Origin of the sequence: Burkholderia sp. WSM2230, from assembly GCF_000472445.1 — a bacterium.
Lineage (GTDB): Bacteria > Pseudomonadota > Gammaproteobacteria > Burkholderiales > Burkholderiaceae > Paraburkholderia.
Genome location: NZ_AXAJ01000001.1, coordinates 1,121,376 through 1,137,303, shown reverse-complemented (window position 1 = coordinate 1,137,303; position 15,928 = coordinate 1,121,376). Strand labels below are relative to the sequence as shown.

At 61.8% G+C, this 15,928-nt stretch carries 15 protein-coding genes and 3 pseudogenes; 11 read left to right on the top strand and 7 right to left on the bottom strand.

The features are described 5' to 3' along the window. Positions 1-36 precede the first annotated feature (36 nt). Genes A3AC_RS0105205 through A3AC_RS0105190 form a run of 4 tightly spaced genes read left to right on the top strand, consistent with a single transcriptional unit; the run spans position 37 to position 3,312 of the window. Positions 37-912, top strand: a complete 876-nt coding sequence (locus A3AC_RS0105205) for a branched-chain amino acid ABC transporter permease (protein WP_025597749.1) — start codon at positions 37-39, stop codon at positions 910-912. Beyond that, the gene (locus A3AC_RS0105200; RefSeq protein ID WP_025597748.1) at positions 905-1,861 is read left to right on the top strand and encodes a branched-chain amino acid ABC transporter permease; all 957 of its coding nucleotides are present in this window, start codon (positions 905-907) and stop codon (positions 1,859-1,861) included. The genes A3AC_RS0105205 and A3AC_RS0105200 overlap by 8 nt, the downstream gene beginning before the upstream one ends. Beyond that, positions 1,848-2,600, top strand: a complete 753-nt coding sequence (locus A3AC_RS0105195; protein ID WP_025597747.1) for an ABC transporter ATP-binding protein — start codon at positions 1,848-1,850, stop codon at positions 2,598-2,600. The genes A3AC_RS0105200 and A3AC_RS0105195 overlap by 14 nt, the downstream gene beginning before the upstream one ends. Beyond that, on the top strand, positions 2,590-3,312 hold the full coding sequence (locus tag A3AC_RS0105190) for an ABC transporter ATP-binding protein (protein WP_025597746.1): 723 nt from the start codon (positions 2,590-2,592) through the stop codon (positions 3,310-3,312). The genes A3AC_RS0105195 and A3AC_RS0105190 overlap by 11 nt, the downstream gene beginning before the upstream one ends. A gap of 616 nt (positions 3,313-3,928) precedes the next feature. Here the strand turns inward: A3AC_RS0105190 and A3AC_RS0105180 are convergent. From A3AC_RS0105180 to A3AC_RS0105155, 7 genes and pseudogenes are all read right to left on the bottom strand, one after another. Continuing rightward, entirely contained in the window at positions 3,929-4,711 is a 783-nt protein-coding gene (locus tag A3AC_RS0105180; protein WP_025597745.1) for an SDR family oxidoreductase, read from the bottom strand. A gap of 242 nt (positions 4,712-4,953) precedes the next feature. Continuing rightward, a pseudogene (locus A3AC_RS31265) lies at positions 4,954-5,103 on the bottom strand (branched-chain amino acid ABC transporter permease); the annotation flags it as partial. Further along, positions 5,090-5,338, bottom strand: a pseudogene (locus A3AC_RS31205) (branched-chain amino acid ABC transporter permease); the annotation flags it as partial. The pseudogenes A3AC_RS31265 and A3AC_RS31205, both read right to left, overlap by 14 nt. 9 nt (positions 5,339-5,347) lie before the next feature. Then, entirely contained in the window at positions 5,348-6,283 is a 936-nt protein-coding gene (gene catA / locus A3AC_RS0105170) for a catechol 1,2-dioxygenase (protein ID WP_025597743.1), read from the bottom strand. A gap of 67 nt (positions 6,284-6,350) precedes the next feature. After that, positions 6,351-6,641 (bottom strand): muconolactone Delta-isomerase, encoded by a 291-nt coding sequence (gene catC, locus A3AC_RS0105165; RefSeq protein ID WP_025597742.1) that lies wholly within the window; start codon positions 6,639-6,641, stop codon positions 6,351-6,353. Between the two features lie 24 nt (positions 6,642-6,665). Continuing rightward, entirely contained in the window at positions 6,666-7,802 is a 1,137-nt protein-coding gene (locus tag A3AC_RS0105160; RefSeq protein ID WP_025597741.1) for a muconate/chloromuconate family cycloisomerase, read from the bottom strand. A 300-nt stretch (positions 7,803-8,102) separates the two neighbouring features. Continuing rightward, positions 8,103-8,312, bottom strand: a pseudogene (locus A3AC_RS0105155) (porin); the annotation flags it as partial. A gap of 350 nt (positions 8,313-8,662) precedes the next feature. Between A3AC_RS0105155 and A3AC_RS0105150 the strand changes: the two are divergent. The 7 genes from A3AC_RS0105150 to A3AC_RS0105120 all read left to right on the top strand — a co-directional run bounded on the left by A3AC_RS0105150 (position 8,663) and on the right by A3AC_RS0105120 (position 15,922). After that, a complete protein-coding gene (locus A3AC_RS0105150; RefSeq protein ID WP_025597739.1) occupies positions 8,663-10,015 on the top strand; it encodes an MFS transporter in 1,353 nt (450 codons plus the stop codon). 32 nt (positions 10,016-10,047) lie between these two features. Next, positions 10,048-11,238 carry an acyl-CoA dehydrogenase family protein gene (locus A3AC_RS0105145; protein WP_025597738.1) on the top strand — a complete coding sequence of 397 codons (1,191 nt, stop codon included), beginning with the start codon at positions 10,048-10,050 and terminating at the stop codon, positions 11,236-11,238. A gap of 28 nt (positions 11,239-11,266) precedes the next feature. After that, positions 11,267-11,782, top strand: a complete 516-nt coding sequence (locus tag A3AC_RS0105140; RefSeq protein ID WP_025597737.1) for a flavin reductase — start codon at positions 11,267-11,269, stop codon at positions 11,780-11,782. A gap of 2 nt (positions 11,783-11,784) precedes the next feature. Further along, entirely contained in the window at positions 11,785-12,459 is a 675-nt protein-coding gene (locus A3AC_RS0105135; protein ID WP_025597736.1) for a hypothetical protein, read from the top strand. Between the two features lie 42 nt (positions 12,460-12,501). Further along, positions 12,502-13,422: a LysR family transcriptional regulator gene (locus A3AC_RS0105130; protein ID WP_025597735.1), complete on the top strand. Its 921-nt coding sequence runs from the start codon at positions 12,502-12,504 to the stop codon at positions 13,420-13,422. A 127-nt stretch (positions 13,423-13,549) separates the two neighbouring features. Continuing rightward, complete coding sequence (locus tag A3AC_RS0105125; protein WP_025597734.1) at positions 13,550-14,860, top strand: MFS transporter; 1,311 nt, start codon at positions 13,550-13,552, stop codon at positions 14,858-14,860. A gap of 93 nt (positions 14,861-14,953) precedes the next feature. Next, the gene (locus A3AC_RS0105120) at positions 14,954-15,922 is read left to right on the top strand and encodes a PDR/VanB family oxidoreductase (protein WP_025597733.1); all 969 of its coding nucleotides are present in this window, start codon (positions 14,954-14,956) and stop codon (positions 15,920-15,922) included. Positions 15,923-15,928 lie beyond the last annotated feature (6 nt).

The following is a 15,928-nucleotide window of genomic DNA, read 5'->3' as shown; positions in this document are numbered from 1 at the left end:
CGGACCGGTAAGTTCTGAGCGCTGCCAGGCGGCTTTATGCAAAACATTCTTCAACTGACGTTCACCGCGCTGCAGATCGGCGCGGTCTACATTCTGTTCGCGCTAGGGTTGACGCTGATCTTCGGCGTGCTGCGCATCGTCAACTTCGCACATGGCCAGTTCTTCACGATGTCGGCGCTCGTCGTCTCGGTCGCCGTCTCATGGCTAACGGCCAGGCATTGGCCGGTCTGGCTTGCGTATTCGGCCGCTTTTGCGACCGGCGTCATTGTGAGCTCCGTGTTCGGCGCAATCGTGTACGAGACGGGCTTCAGACGCGTCGAGCGCGACATGACAGGCTCGTTCATTCTGTCCGCCGGACTCGTGCTAATGATTGAAGGCTTCTTTCTGAAAGCGTTTGGGGGTGCCGTGCGCCCGGTGCCGCCGCTCATCGACGGCAACGTCGACGTGTTCGGCGTCAGCATCGCCGCGCAGCGGCTCATCCTGTGTGCGGTCGCGGTCGCACTCACGCTGCTGCTCACGCTGGCGCTCGGGGGCACACGTTTCGGCAAGGCGCTGCGCGCGGTGTCGATTGACCATCAGGCTGCGATGCTGCAAGGCATCCCATACCGGCGGATCGCGTTTCGCGGCTTCGTCGCGGCAACCGCGATCGGCGCGATCGCTGGCGCGCTGATTGCACCCGTCGCCGCCGTCTCGCCGACGCTCGGAGATGCGTATCTGGTCAAGGGCTTCATCGCCGTCGTGCTCGGTGGGATGGGCAGCGTGCCAGGCGCGATTCTCGGCAGCGTGTTCATTGCGTTCGTCGAAAGTTTCGTCGGGTTCTATTTCGATCCGTCCGTGGCAAGCCTCGCGATCTTCGGTCTGGTGATGGCGGTTCTTCTGGTGCGACCGAAGGGGCTTCTGGGCCATGACTGACCGATTCTTCCGTTACGCACTTCTCGCCACCGTCGTTGTCGCGCTGGCCAGCCTGTCGGCCGGCTCGGGCTATGCTGGCAACCTGATCATCTGGATCGCGATCGCGGCCGTTGTCGCAAGCAGTCTGCGCTTCGTGCTGCTCATCGGCGAACTGAACTTCGCCGTCGCCGCGTTCTTCGGCCTGGGTGCCTATGCAACCGGTGTCGCGACGACCATCCTGCAAATTCCGTTCTGGTTCGCGCTGCCGGCAAGCGGATGCGTTGCGCTGATTGTCAGCATCGTGTTCGGCTACGTCACCTTGCGTGTGAAAGGGCCGTATTTCCTGCTGATAGGCTTCGCGTTCACAGAGATGATGCGCATTCTGTACACGCGGTCCGATTGGCTCGGCGGCAATTCGGGCATCGTCGGCATCTTTCCGCCCGACATACTGTCGAGCCACTTTCCGACGTTCGTGGTCGTGATCGCCGGCCTGTTGATTCTCGCGATGACGGTAATCGAGCGCTCGCATCTCGGCCGCGTGTTTGTCGCGATCCGCGACAACGACAACGTCGTCAGGTCAGTTGGTATTCCGGTTCATTTGATGAAGGTGTTGTGTTTCTGCATCGCGTCGTTCGCGACCGGCGTCGCCGGATCGTTGCAGGCCTTCTCGAACAATGTCATCAGCCCGCTCGACTTCAGCTTCATGCTGTCGACGTTCGCGCTCGCCTATCTGAAAGTCGGCGGCGAACGTCATCCGCTTGGCCCGATAGTCGGTGCGATCGTGCTCGTGCTCCTCGCGAGCGTCTCGCAGGGGCTCGGCGGAAGCGATCAGATTTTCTACGGCGCGGCGATCGTGATTGGCGTGCTATTTCTGCCGGGCGGGCTGACCGGCATCCGATATGGTGGAGCGCGCGCGGCGGTAAAGCACGCATCGCGTCGACCGCGGGAGGTGCGCAATGATGTCCAGTGAATCGCCCGTCATCCGGCTGAGAGGCCAGGACCTGTCGCGCCGGTTCGGCGGTCTCCTTGCGGTCGCGGGCCTGAACCTCGAGATTCGCGACCAGGAGATTCTCGGCCTCATCGGGCCGAACGGCGCGGGCAAGAGCACGACGTTCAATCTGCTCAGCGGCTTTCTTGCGCCGAGCAGTGGGCGACTCGAGATCGAAGGCGACGACGTGACCGGCAGTTCGCCCGAGCGGATCAGCCAGCGCGGGCTCGTGCGGACCTTCCAGCATGGGAGTCTTATGCGCACGATGACAGTCGAGGACAATATCCTCATCGGCGCGATCGGCGGCCTGCGCGGCAGCGGCAAGGCCGAACGCGGCAGGCGCGTGCGCGAAACGGCGGAACTCGTCGGCCTGACGCACCTGATGAAGGAAGTCGCGGGCAATCTGCCACACGGCCTGCAGCGCCTCGTGAGTATCGCGATCGCGTATGCACCGCGCCCTCGCCTGCTGTGCCTCGACGAACCGCTGACCGGCCTGAACCAGACTGAGGTGGCCTCGGTATTGAAGATGTTTTGCGATATCCGCGATGTCCACGGCACATCGATCCTGCTCGTCGAGCACAACATGAAGGCGGTGATGCAGACCTGTGATCGCCTATACGTGCTGCATCACGGACAGTTACTCGCGACCGGCACACCGGACGAAATTCGGGCGAATCAGCAGGTCCTGAAGGCCTACCTCGGAAATACACATGTCGACTGAGACGCCAACACTGGAGATTGCCGATCTACATGCCGCATACGGCACGGTTCCTGCGCTGCACGGAGTAAACATTCGCGTGATGCGCGGCCAGGTCGTCACGCTCATCGGCGCAAACGGTGCAGGAAAATCGACTGTACTGAAGTGCGCAAGCGGACTGCTACCGGCCAAGCGCAATGCAATCAGGCTGTTCGGCGAACCGGTCGGCGGGTTGCCGTCCAATGTGCTCGTCGAGCACGGGCTCGTGCTGGTGCCGGAAGGGCGGCGGCTATTCGGCGCGATGACCGTGCGTGAGAATCTGGAACTCGGTGCGTACACGCGTCGCGACACGGCCGGCATCGCGCAAAGCATGGAACGCTGCCTGTCGCTGCTGCCTGACCTCAAGCAGAAACTACGCGCGGCGGCTGGCTCGCTCAGCGGCGGGCAACAGCAGATGGTGGCCGTTGCCCGAGCGCTGATGGCCGAACCCCGGATCCTGCTGCTCGACGAACCAACGATCGGACTGGCACCGGCCGTCGTCGATCTCATTGCGCGCGTCGTTAGTGAAATCAGCCGAGATGGAATCGACGTTCTGCTGGTCGAACAAAACGCAGAAGTGGCGCTGGCCATCGCGGATTACGGCTATGTTCTCGAGAGTGGCGCGATCGTCGCCCATGCATCTGCGCAGGAACTCACCCGCAACGACGAAGTTCGCCGCGCCTACATGGGCATGTGACTGGACGTGAGCAATAGACGAAGAACCGGATCGTCGGGATCTGGATCGACGGAATCGCGTCATTTGGGCAATCAAAGACGTGTAGCTCCAACCTCGCCTGGAGCCCGCTTTGCGCACACCCGGCACCCAGCCGGAGCCAGAACTTGGGTCGTCAGTCGTGATCCACGTTCACTCGCGCAGCGTCGGATTACGCCGACCTATTGACTGGAAACCTGGGAGCGCACTTTCAGCGGAAAAAACACGCCTTCGAGCACTTCAGGTCGTCCAATCGCAGGCACCTCAAAGGCCAGCCGGGCATCGAACGTTCGGCCCGACTGGCGCAGCCAGTTGCTGAGCGCTACGTAGTCGGCGAGTCGCCGGCGAGCGTCGCTCACAAGCCGGTTTGTGTTCTAGCGCATCACAAAGGTCACTTCGGCGGCCGCGTCGACCGGTGCTTCGCATCGGCCAATGGCCTATCGAGTGTCCGATGTAGTCGGATATAAGCGCCTTTTTCCGCAGTCCACGATGCTTGTCATGCGCGAGTCAAGCGACGTTAGCAACCGCGCATAGCGTCGATACGCGAATGCGCGGCGGGATCAGCCGCCAGCAGAAACTCTCCGACTTCGCAGGTTGATGCTCAGGCCACCGATCGCCTGGATGTGATGCCGCCGTCCAGGGTGACAATCGTGCCACTGATGTAGCTCGAGCGAGGCGACGCCAGATAGACGAACAGGTCGGCGACTTCCCCCACCGTAGCGGCGCGGCCCAACGGATAGCCTGCCATGAGTTCGGCGGAGCGCGCTTCATCACCGAGCAGCCGCGATGCGTGATTCCGAAGTACTTTGGTAATACGCTCTGTATCCACCGGACCGGGATTGACGCCCACTACCCGGATGCCGTCTTCGAGGCTACGGCCGCCCAGCGCACAGGTGAAAGCCATGAGCGCGGCATTGCCTGTCGAACCCGCGATGTAGTTGAAGTCGAAGTTTTGCCCGCCGTTGCCAATGTTATTGAGGATCACGCCGCCGCCGCGCTCCTTCATCTTTGTGTACATCGCCCGCGTCAGGTTAATGTAGCCGAATACCTTCAGCTCCCAGCCTCTGCGCCATGCGTCTTCATCGACGTCCCAGAGCGTGCCACCCGGGATAGCACCGGCGTTGTTCACCAGTACGTCGACATTCTCCGCAAACGCGACAACATTTCCAATCGCACCGGGGGCTGTCATGTCCAGCGCCAGCACATCCACCTGCACGCCATGCACGGCGCGTAAATTCGCAGCCAGCGTTTGCAGCTTGTTCGCCGAGCGTGCCGTTAGCATGAGGTTGCAGCCCTCGCAGGCAAATGCTTTCGCCAGGCCCTCACCGATCCCTTGCGATGCACCCGTGATCAGTACGCGCAGGCCGGCAAGTTTCATGTCCATTGTAGAATTCCTGCTGTCTGTACTCACGCTTCGTTATGCCAGTGACAATCCGAAGTCCTTTCGCCGTCTTTAAGCATTGAATACCCGACAATGTCTCCAAATCAACGCGCCGTCTCACTTGTTCCGTACATCGACGCGAAAGCTCGGAGATTCGCCCCGCTGCCCTGACACGCCTTCGTTGCATTTATCTATCGTCTAACGGCTTATAGGCGACTGTCTTCTCTTCGCAACATGATTGTCGACGAATCCAGGCTGACGACAATCACGGCGCCCACCGCCGGTCCGAACCGCGTGCCGAGTCCTCCGAGCAGGGTCATCAGAATGACGGTCCCTGACATCGTCCATTGCACGTCTGACAGCGTCCTGAACCCGAGCACGAGCGTATGACATGCCAGAGACGCCGTAGACAGAGCGCGACAGCCCTTCAATGATCAGCGTGACGCCGAGCGTCAGCAACAATCCATAAAGATGATTGAGCCTGTCTAGCCGGCACAGCATGGAACGCTCGGCGATCACGCCCACAGCACCGACGCCCAGCGGCGCGATGGCGAGCATCAGCCAATAATTGATGCCAAAATAGTTCGTCCCCATCCACGCGAACAGCGCACCAAGCATGAAGAATGCGCCGTCGCGGACTCATGCCGTCGCCGACGTGCGCTGACGAGTGACAAGCTGATTGTCTTTGCCTTCGAGGAGGCGTGTCAGCGCGATATCGAACTCGATCTCCTTATAGACGTCGTCTTTCAGGCCGAGCGCAGCGCCGCCCGTCTTTTCGACGACGTGAGGAATCAGTTCCTCGCGCGTGGCGTACGCGAAGTCGTCCCAGATCAGAGGATCGCCCTCGATGTTGATCTGCGTGGTCAGCTTGCGGAAGTTGTCGCTCGTCACGAAGAAATGGACGTGCGCTGGACGATTGCCATGCCGCGCGAGCACGTTCAGCAACTGTTGCGTCGAACCGTGAGGCGGGCATCCGTAGCCTACGGGCATGAGCGTGCGGAACTCGTACTTGCCGTCCTGTCCCGTCCGCACCGCGCCACGCAAGTTGAAGTCACTCTGGGCGCCCGTCGGGTCGAAATGCGAGTAGAAGCCGTTGGAGTTCGCGTGCCAGCACTCCACGACGGCATTCGCGACAGGCTTGCCGTCCGGACCGGTTACGGTGCCACGAATAACGAGCGGCCCGGCGGCTTCGTCGGCATCGACGTCGATCTTCGCTACCCCATCGCGCAACGGCGCGCCCGCCACATACAACGGACCTTCGATGGTGCGCGGTGTGCCGCCGTGAATGTCTGCGTGACGGTCCTGTGCATCCATCCGGATGTCGAGAAACTTCTCGAGACCGAGACCCGCTGCGAGCAAGGCCGCTTCTCCGTCGCGACCGAGCCGGTTGAAGTAGTTCACGCCTGCCCAGATTTCATCGGGCGTCATATCGAGATCGTCGATGGCCTTGAACAGATCGCTCAGCAGCCGATGGGTAATCTGTTTCGCACGGCCATTGCCCTCCTCGCTGCCGAGATTGGCGGCTGCCGAAAGCAGGTCCTGGACTTCCTTCATATCGAATACTTTGACGCTCACGATGTTGTCTCCTTAGGGTATTGGGGGTACGACGCAGCTTGGCTGTTTTGCGACGCGACGCTCGGACTCACGCGTCGTCTTCGCGAATGGACGACGGATGACGGCACAGCGGCGTCACTGCGATGCTCATATACGGGAACAACGGCAGCGCAGTGAGAATGTCGTGCAGTTCGGCATTGCTTTGAACGTCGAAGATGCTGAAGTTCGCGTACTCACCCGCGAGGCGCCAGATGTGCCGCCACTTGCCGCTGCGCTGCAGGTCCTGCGAATAAGCTTTCTCGCGCGCCTTGATTTCGTTTGCGATCTCGGCGGGCATATCCAGCGGAAGTTTCACATTCATGCGTACGTGGAAAAGCATCGCGTCCTCTCGTCGGATGTTGGTTTACTTGATGACCGCGACATGTCCGTCGCGCGTGAAGCGTTTGATCCGGGCTTGGTCCAGCTCGATGCCGAGGCCCGTGCCGCTCGGCACGGTGAGTTCGAAGTCGCTGTAATCCAGCGGCTCGACGAGAATCTCCTCGGTGATGAGCAGCGGGCCGAACAGCTCGGTGCCCCATTGCAGATTGGGCAAGGTCGCGAAGAGCTGTGCCGATGCAATCGTGCTGACCGCGCCTTCCAGCATGGTGCCGCCGTAAAGCTCGATGCCCGCCGCATCGGCGATGGCGGCCACGCGTTGTGCCGCGAAGAGACCGCCGCTTTGTTCGATCTTGATTGCGAAGACGTCGGCACCTTCCTGCTTCGCAATCTGGAACGCGCTTTCGGGCCCTTGCAGGACTTCGTCGGCCATCAATGCGACGGGGAAACGGCGCATCAGGCGCGCGAGCGCCGCCGTGGATGCAACCGGCTGCTCGATCAACTCGCAGCCGGCATCGACGAGCGCGGGAATGGCTCGTGCGGCCTGCGTTTCACTCCAGGCCATGTTGACGTCGACCCGCACAGACCCGCGATCGCCGAGCGCACGCTTGATGCCGGCGACATGCTTGATGTCTGCCTCGATCTCTCTTGCGCCGATCTTGAGCTTGAAGATCTTGTGCCGACGACGCTCGAGCATCATCTCTGCTTCCGCGATGTCCTTGTTCGTATCGCCCGAAGCGAGCGTCCAGGCGACCGGCAGGCGGTCCCGATGACGGCCGCCCAGCAGTTCGCTGACGGGTACGCCAAGGCGCTTTCCCTGCGCGTCGAGCAGCGCGGTTTCGAGCGCACTCTTCGAGAAGTGATTGACCCGCACCAGCTTGCCGAGATGAGCCATGAGCGCCTGCACACGCGTCGCATCGCGGCCGATGCATGCGGGCGCGAGATAAGCATCGGTGGCGAGCTTCATCGATTCGGGGCTCTCCGGACCATACGCCATGCCGGCGATGGTCGTGCCTTCGCCAATGCCGACGATGCCGTCGCTGCAGAACACCTTCACCAGCATGAGCGTCTGCCCGTGCATGGTGGCGACGGAAAGCTTGTGAGGGCGAATCGTCGGCAAGTCGACGAGACAGGTTTCGATGCGTTCGATCGTCGCTGAAGTCATGGCGAAAGGTTCGATAAGTGCAAACGGGTGACGCGGGCGCTGTCCAAGCTCGCCGCGCATACCTCGCTCATTGCGGCATGTGTGGGGTTCGACGACAAATTAATTCGCCAACATGCATCCGTCAAATAGATCAAATGTCGCTTACGTCATCCATGAAATGAATGACGCCTTGGTGCGAATGCCGGTTCGCTTCAGAACGTGTGGCGGATGCCCACGCGGACTGTGGTTTGACGATCACTTGTGCACGGCGTGAGGTTGTTGATCGCCGCAACGGCCGCCGCGCCGGTGGAGTCGGTGCCGGAACAGCGCAGCGAGCCCGCCGCCAAGCTCTTCCCTACCCCTCAGCCCCCAGCGGCTCGCCTGCATGACGCCGCTCGACAGGTTGTAGAGATTGTGACCGCCGGAATTCGAGGTCCAGTTGAAGCCATCGTCGACGATGCCGTACAGCGTCACCGCGCTTTGTGCCTGCGCCGTGCCTGCAACTGCACGCAGCGCGAGAGAAGTTGCCAAGGCGAGTCACATACGTGCGTATTCCATGCGAGTCGTTCTGTTGAATGACGCAATGAAGGCTCATTGCAGAATTGACAGGGATGCGCCACGCAGTCTGCGGTCGCCTGTTTCACACGGCAAATAAGCCAGAAGCATGACCGGCGATAAGCGCGATCGATATGTCATTCAAAGCAAGGGTTATTACGTACGGCACGCGAAGGCACATGCACGAGATTCATGTCGTGCATTTTTGTCTCGAATTTGACCGCGGTTATCGACGCTCATATCGTGGGCACATCGCATCGATACGACTCGCGCCGCTTCTTGAGCATCAGGGAAGCGGGAACCATCACCTCATGTCTTCCCCCACCATGAACCCTGAAGCTCTGAATTCCGGTCTGCGCACGCTCGCTCAAAGCCGAGCGGCCCGCCCCCCAAGCAACGTGCGCCGTGCGGTCACTACTGCAGTACTCGGCCAGATCCTCGAGTGGTATGACTTCTTTCTGTATGGAACGGCTGCCGCGCTCGTCTTCGGCAAGTTGTTCTTCCCGGTCGGCACCGATCCGCTCACGGGCACCATCGCCGCATTCGGCGGCTTCACGGTCGGCTTCATCGCGCGACCCATCGGCGGAGTGCTATGCGGGCATATCGGCGACCGTTACGGTCGCAAGGCCGTGATGATGCTCACCCTGCTCACGATGGGCACCGCCACGGTCCTGATGGGTGTCTTGCCAACGTATCAGCAGGTCGGCATTGCGGCGCCCGTGATGCTGGTTCTGCTGCGCATTCTTCAGGGACTGGCCGCCGGCGGCGAATGGAGCGGCAGTATCTTGCTGATCCACGAGAACGCGCCGCAATCGAAGCGCGGGGCGCTCGCGGCATGGAGTCCTTGTGGTGCGGCACTCGGCTTCGTCCTTTCCACCGGTGCATTCCTTCTGGCGCAGAACCTGCCGGCGGGCGACTTTCAGAGTTGGGGATGGCGCCTTCCGTTTCTCGCGAGCGCCGCACTCGTTCTTCTCGGCTTGTGGATGCGCCGCTCAGTCGGAGAAAGCGCCGCATTCGCCGAAGTGAAGGCGACGCGCCACGAAAGCCGCATGCCTGTCATCGAAGTGCTGCGCCAATGTCCGCGCGAAGTGCTCACCGTGTTCGGCCTGCGCTTCGGCGAGGGCGCGGCGTCCTACCTCTTCTTCGCGTTTTCGATCGCATATGGGCAGTTTCTCGGCATCAAGTCGAGCTGGATTCTGAGCGGCCTGTGCATTTCGATGCTGCTCATGATCCCCGTCTCGCTCTTCTTCGGCTGGATGACCGACAAGGTCGGACGCAAACCCGTGTATCTCGCCGGCGCTATCGCCATCGTGCTCGTCGCATGGCCGTACTTTGCGCTGCTCGGCTCGGGCGAATACTGGAAGGTGGTTGCGGCGCTCGTTCTCGCGAACAGCATCACGCTCGGCATTCTCGAAGGCGCGCAGCCAGCGTTCATTAGCGAGATGTTGCCGGTGCATCTGCGTTTCTCGGGACTTGGCATCGGACGGGAAGTCTCTTCCGTACTTGGCGGCGGCCTCTCACCGATGATCGCCACCGCGCTGCTCGCCCACTATCACAGCGCCGTGCCCGTCGCCATCTACCTTGGCGTACTGGGCCTGATTACCGTCGTCGCCACGTTGATCGCACGCGAGACGTTTCCCAAAGCGATGCGCGCCGCTCTTCGTCGCCAGCCCGAATGACACCGACAAACATTGACCGAGAGGTATCACCGATGCAAGCCCTTCAAAGCGAAGCCATCATCGATTCGCAAAACGACTATCCCGAGTACGCCGGACCGCTGCCGCTCGATGCGCTGATCGAAGAAGTCGAGCGCCGCCGGGACGAGTTCGACGCCCTGTCTCACGTACCGCGCGATATGGTCTGCAAGATGAAGCGCGCGGGCATCTTCCGCGCGAGCACGCCCAAACGTTTCGGCGGCGACGCGCTGCCGCCTGCGCGCTTCCTCGAAATGCTGGAACGCATCGCGATCGCGGACGGTTCGACCGCATGGGTCGCGGCGTTCGGCTCCGCCAACACGTACCTCGCCTCACTGCCAGTTGAGACACAGGCGCAGATCTATGCGACCGGTCCCGATCAGGTCTTCGCGGGCGGCTTGTATCCGCTGCAGAAGGCCGAACGTGCGCCCGGCGGCTTCCTGGTGTCGGGACAGTGGCGCTTCGCGAGCGGCTGCAAGGGGGCGGACTGGATCGGCGTCGGAATCGGTGGTGTACCCGCCGGCGCGGACGACAAGAACGCCGGCAAGCCGTTCACTGCGGTCTTTCCGGCGAACGAAGTCGAGATCGTCGACAACTGGAACGTGGTCGGCATGCAGGGCACGGGCAGCCATGATTTGCGCCTGAAAGACAAATACGTCGAGGAGCAATGGACCTTCGTGCGCGGCGGCACGCCACTGATCGATGAACCCTTGTATCGGTATCCCGCCGTCGCCTATCAGGCGCAGGTGCATGCGGCAGTGAACATCGGCCTGGCGCGCGCTGCGCTCGATCTGCTGGCGGGTATGTCCGGCGTGACGAAGACCACGACCGGCGCGCCGCGTCTTGCCGATCGCGCCTACTATCGTTCCGGGCTCGCGCAGGCGGAAGCACAACTGCGCAGCGCGCGGGCATTCTTCTTCGAGTCCGCGGAAGCATCGTGGCGCACGGTACTCGCTGGCGACCCGGTGTTGCCTGCAGAAGCCAACCTGTTGCGTCTGTCGGCGACGCACGCGGCTCACACCTGCGCCGATATCGTGATGCAGGCGTACAAGATGGCGGGAATCGGCGCGATCTATCGCGAGAACCGGATGCAGCGTCTGGTACGCGATTCGATCGTCGTCACACAACACGCGTTCCTCGGCGAAGGCAACTACGACGCATCGGGCGCGATCTTCGTCGGCATTCCGCCCGTCACGCCGTATCCCTGAACCCGCGAACCCAGAAAGGACATCAGCCATGACTCACGATCAAGCGCGCGCACAGTTTCGCAACGCAATGGCGTCGCTCGGCGCGGCCGTCAACGTCATCACCACCGACGGCCCGCACGGACGCTGCGGTATCACGGCAAGCGCCGTATGCTCGGTGACCGACACGCCACCGACCATGCTCGTCTGCATCAATCAGTCGAGCTATGTTCACGACGTGTTGCTCAATAACGGCCGAGCGTGCATCAACGTGCTGGGAGCGCACGCGCAGCAACTGGCGCGCGTGTTTGCCGGCATGGATGGATGCTCGATGGACGAACGCTTCGCGCGCTGCGGCTCGCGGCCGGGCGCACTGCAACTTCCGGTGCTCGACGACGCAATCGCGAGTCTTGAAGGCCGTATCGTCGACAGTAAGAAGGTCGGTTCGCATTCGGTGCTTTTCGTACAGGTCGAGCACATCGGCTCATGCGGAGACGGCGATGGCCTCGTGTACTTCGGCCGGCAGTTTCATCGGCTCGCGCGCGCCGTATCCTGCGAGGCGGCGTGACCATGCAAGTCTGCCTGTTTCTGATCGGTGCGAGCGGACAGGAATCGCTACCGGATATTGCGCCGTTGCAGGAGATCGAAGGCTTGCGCAAACTGATCGTGCACGAGCCGATCATCCAACGCGTCGACCCGCGCATTGCGCCCGCTACCGATGCGCCTTCGTGCGTCCTGCAACTCTATTTCGATGAACTCGCCACCCTCGAAGCGGCCGCGAGCCGCGATGGCGCTATTCACCGAGCACTGCGAGCACAGTCGTTAGCGAAGCGCTTTACACAGCAGGTCATGGCGGTGCGAGCCCTCGTCTCATCCACGCCGGGACGCGAAACGCGCGCGCAGCGGTGTACGTATCTCGTCGCGTACGAAGGCCCGGCCGAAGACTTCGACACATGGCTCGCGCATTACCTGCAGCATCACGCGCCGCTGATATCGACCTTGCCCGCACTGCGCGAACTGGAAATTTATACGCGCATCGAGTGCACCATCGGCTTACCTTGCGCGCGTGTGGATGCGATGCAGCGCAACAAGGTCGTCTTCGACGACGCGTCCGCCCTCGCCGATGCACTGGCTTCGCCAGTGCGCGACCTTATGCGCCGCGACTTCCATGCTTTGCCACGCTACCAGGGAAGCACGCCGCATTTTGCAATGCGCAGCACATACGGTAACCTCGCCACACAGTGATCGCTGCATGGCGGACCATGCGCTCGTTCGTGAGTCAACCGTATGACGAAGCTGAACCTCGGTCTCGCCGATCTGAATCTGCTGCGCGTATTCCTTGCCATCTGGGATCTGCGCAGCCTCACTGCCGCCGGCGACCGTCTCGAGTTGACGCAGCCTGCGGTCAGTCACGCGCTGCGGCGCTTACGCACGATCTTCAATGATCCGCTCTTCGTGCGCACGCCCACCGGCATGGTGCCGACCGATGCGGCGCATCGGTTGTACCCGCCGCTCGCGCAAGCGTTGTCGATCATCAACGAGGCGGTCCAGCAGCTTGCCAGGTTCGAACCTTCGACGGCGCGGCGCGTCTTTCGCATCTCGATGTCGGACATGTCGGAGTTCTTTTTTCTGCCACCGCTTCTCGCGTTGCTCGATCGCGAGGCGCGCGGCATTCGCATCGAAGTCGTCAATGTTCCGGTGGAATCCGTGAGCGCAGCCATGCGCGCCGGAGAGATCGATCTTGCTCTGGGCTACGTGCCGGGTCTCGACGCGGGGTGTGTGAGCCAGACGTTATTCGTCGACGAGCATGTCTGCGTGGTGCGCGCCAATCATCCCTTAGGCAAATCGCGGCCCACGCGCGAAGACCTGGCCGCCTTGCGCTACGTCTACGCGAGCACCAACGCCACCGGCCATCGCATGGTCGAGCAATGGCTCGACGAACTCAATTTCAAGCGCGATGTCGTGCTCCGGCTGCCGCATTTCGTCGTGGCGCCCGAAATCGTGATGAACACGGACCTCGCCGTTATCTTCCCGAAGAGCATTGCGCGGCGCTTCAACCGTGGCAAGGCATTCCGCATTCTGCCCTTGCCGTTCGCTCTGCCGCCCATCGAAATACAGATTCACTCGCACACTCAGTTTGCCAACGATCCCGGCGTCGCGTGGTTGCGGGAGACCATCTCCGCGATGTTTCGTCAGCCCGAGGAGTGACGTTCATTTGCTGCGCTGATATCACGACGTCTTTTCGGCGAATTTGACGACGGGCGGACTCGCCTCGACACTGCTTGCTATGCGAAGCCTTCAAGGCCGCAGTCCTACTCTTTCGATGCGAGCAGACATGGCAACAGTTCCTACCCCGACCGCCGCAACCAGCGCAGCAATGCCGGACCGCGCCCTCAAACGTATCGTCATTGCGTCGGTCGCGGGCAATGCGATGGAGTGGTACGACTTCTTCGTCTACGGCACAGCGGCCGCGCTCGTATTCGGCAAGCTGTTTTTCCCGGCCAACGCCGATCCGCTGATCGGCACGCTCGGCGCGTTCGCTGCGTTCGCCATGGGCTTCGTCGCGCGGCCGCTCGGCGGTATCGTGTTCGGCCATATTGGCGACCGTTACGGACGGCGCGCGTCGCTCGTCTGGACGCTGCTCATCATGGGTTTCGCGACCTTCGGCATCGGCTTGTTGCCGACTTACGATCACGTCGGTCATTGGGCCCCGGTCGCGCTCGTCGCACTTCGCCTGCTGCAAGGCATTGCGTCCGGCGGCGAATGGGGCGGAGGTGTACTGATGATCAGCGAGAACGCGCCGCCCGAGAAGCGCGGCTATTACGCCGCGTGGAGTCAGCTCGGCGTGGGCGGCGGTTTCGTGCTGTCCTCCGCGGCGTTTCTCGCAGTGCAGGCGTTGCCACACGAGCAGTTCATCTCCTGGGGATGGCGTCTGCCCTTTCTCGCGAGCATCGTGATCTTTGCGCTCGGCGTCTACATCCGGCACAGCCTGCCGGAGAGCCGCGACTTCGAGAACGCGGAAGAAGCGGGCAAGACATCGCACATGCCGGTGCTCGAAGCCATCAAGCGTCATCCGAAGGAAATCCTGGTGGCGATGGGCCTGCGTGTCGCGGAAAACGGCGGGGCCTATATCTTCCTCGCGTTTTCGCTCGTGTACGGCAAGTTCGTCGGCATTCCCAATTCGACGATGCTCACCGGAGTCATGCTTGCCATGATCGTCGAAATGATCGCGATGGTGCTGTGGGGCAAGCTCTCCGATCGCATCGGACGCAAGCCTGTGTACATGATCGGCGCCGCTTCGCTTGCGGTGATGGCATTCCCGTTCTTCTGGCTGCTCGACACGCATGCGACCCCGCTCATCTGGCTTGGACTGGTGCTCGGCACTGCCGTCTGTCACGGCGCGATGATCGGCACCTTGCCTGCCCTCGTCGGCGAGTTGTTCAGCACGGAAGTGCGCTACTCCGGCGTCGCGCTCGGGCATGAAGTGGCCTCGATTTTCGCAGGCGGTCTGTCGCCGCTGCTTGCCACCGCCTTGCTGTCGCACTATCACGCGTCCTGGCCTGTCGCCGTGTTCCTCATCATGCTCAGTCTTATCACGGTCGTCACGCTGCGCTTCACGCGCGAAACTCGTCATCAGTCACGTTGATGGACACTGGATTTTTAATCTATTTTGCTTATTCGACGGCCGGGACTACCATCGACGCATGGTTTCAGGAAACACCTCGAAAGGAAGGCGATCATGCAAGCTCACACCGTGAAAGTCCGAGTCGACGCGTTGCGCGAGGAAGCGCATGGCGTGCGGTCGTTCAGCGTCTCCAGAATCGACGGCGCGCCGTTCGAACCCTACGAGCCGGGTGCGCATATCGACGTCACCAGTCCTTCGGGCGTGACACGTCAGTATTCGCTTTGCGGCGATCCCGCCTGTCTCGAGACGCAGATCTTCGCGGTGAAGAAGGAAGAGCAGTCGCGCGGCGGTTCTCGTTCGCTTCACGAAGAAGTGACCGTGGGCACCGAACTGGCCGTCGGCGCGCCGCGCAATCTCTTCCAGCTCGACCCGGCGGCAAGCGAGCACATTCTGATTGCCGCGGGCATCGGCATCACGCCATTGCTGTCGATGGCGTATCGGCTCGTTGCGAGCGATGCGCGCTTCACGCTGCACTACTTCGCGCGCAGCGAGGCGCACGCGGCTTTCATGACGCTGCTGACGCGCGCACCGTTCAGCGCCCACGTGAAACTGCATTTCGGCGTCGAGCGGAATCAACAGCGTAGCAAGCTCGCCGAATGTATCAGCGATGCCGGTCCTGACGCGCATGTCTACACGTGCGGCCCGAGCGCCTTCATGGATGCTGTCGTGGAGACGGCAAAAGCCCGCCTGCCTGCGGATGCGATTCATCTCGAGCGCTTCAAGGCCGAGCCCACCGTGGCGGCCGAAACGTCGCTGGACAGCTTCGAGGTGCAACTCGCAAGCAGCGGACAAACGGTTCGCGTGGACAAGAGTACGTCCATCGTCGACGCGCTCGCCTCCATCGGCATCGAAGTCGATACGTCGTGCGGCGAAGGCGTGTGCGGTACGTGCATGGTCGATGTCGTGAGCGGCGAACCCGAACATCGCGATCACTGCCTGAGCAAAGCAGAACGTGCGAGCAACACGGTAATCTGCTGCTGCGTGTCGCGTTCTCGCTCACCTGTGCTGGTGCTCGATCTCTGAGCGCGA

What these genes read in the sequence shown, in the direction of transcription:
- catC (WP_025597742.1), bottom strand. Translation starts at nt 6,641, where the DNA reads ATGCTTTTCCACGTACGCATGAATGTGAAACTTCCGCTGGATATGCCC.
- A3AC_RS0105180 (WP_025597745.1), bottom strand. Translation starts at nt 4,711, where the DNA reads ATGGACATGAAACTTGCCGGCCTGCGCGTACTGATCACGGGTGCATCG.
- A3AC_RS0105150 (WP_025597739.1), top strand. Translation starts at nt 8,663, where the DNA reads ATGAACCCTGAAGCTCTGAATTCCGGTCTGCGCACGCTCGCTCAAAGC.
- A3AC_RS0105130 (WP_025597735.1), top strand. Translation starts at nt 12,502, where the DNA reads ATGACGAAGCTGAACCTCGGTCTCGCCGATCTGAATCTGCTGCGCGTA.
- A3AC_RS0105195 (WP_025597747.1), top strand. Translation starts at nt 1,848, where the DNA reads ATGATGTCCAGTGAATCGCCCGTCATCCGGCTGAGAGGCCAGGACCTG.
- A3AC_RS0105135 (WP_025597736.1), top strand. Translation starts at nt 11,785, where the DNA reads ATGCAAGTCTGCCTGTTTCTGATCGGTGCGAGCGGACAGGAATCGCTA.
- A3AC_RS0105125 (WP_025597734.1), top strand. Translation starts at nt 13,550, where the DNA reads ATGGCAACAGTTCCTACCCCGACCGCCGCAACCAGCGCAGCAATGCCG.
- A3AC_RS0105205 (WP_025597749.1), top strand. Translation starts at nt 37, where the DNA reads ATGCAAAACATTCTTCAACTGACGTTCACCGCGCTGCAGATCGGCGCG.
- A3AC_RS0105190 (WP_025597746.1), top strand. Translation starts at nt 2,590, where the DNA reads ATGTCGACTGAGACGCCAACACTGGAGATTGCCGATCTACATGCCGCA.
- A3AC_RS0105145 (WP_025597738.1), top strand. Translation starts at nt 10,048, where the DNA reads ATGCAAGCCCTTCAAAGCGAAGCCATCATCGATTCGCAAAACGACTAT.
- A3AC_RS0105120 (WP_025597733.1), top strand. Translation starts at nt 14,954, where the DNA reads ATGCAAGCTCACACCGTGAAAGTCCGAGTCGACGCGTTGCGCGAGGAA.
- A3AC_RS0105160 (WP_025597741.1), bottom strand. Translation starts at nt 7,802, where the DNA reads ATGACTTCAGCGACGATCGAACGCATCGAAACCTGTCTCGTCGACTTG.
- A3AC_RS0105140 (WP_025597737.1), top strand. Translation starts at nt 11,267, where the DNA reads ATGACTCACGATCAAGCGCGCGCACAGTTTCGCAACGCAATGGCGTCG.
- A3AC_RS0105200 (WP_025597748.1), top strand. Translation starts at nt 905, where the DNA reads ATGACTGACCGATTCTTCCGTTACGCACTTCTCGCCACCGTCGTTGTC.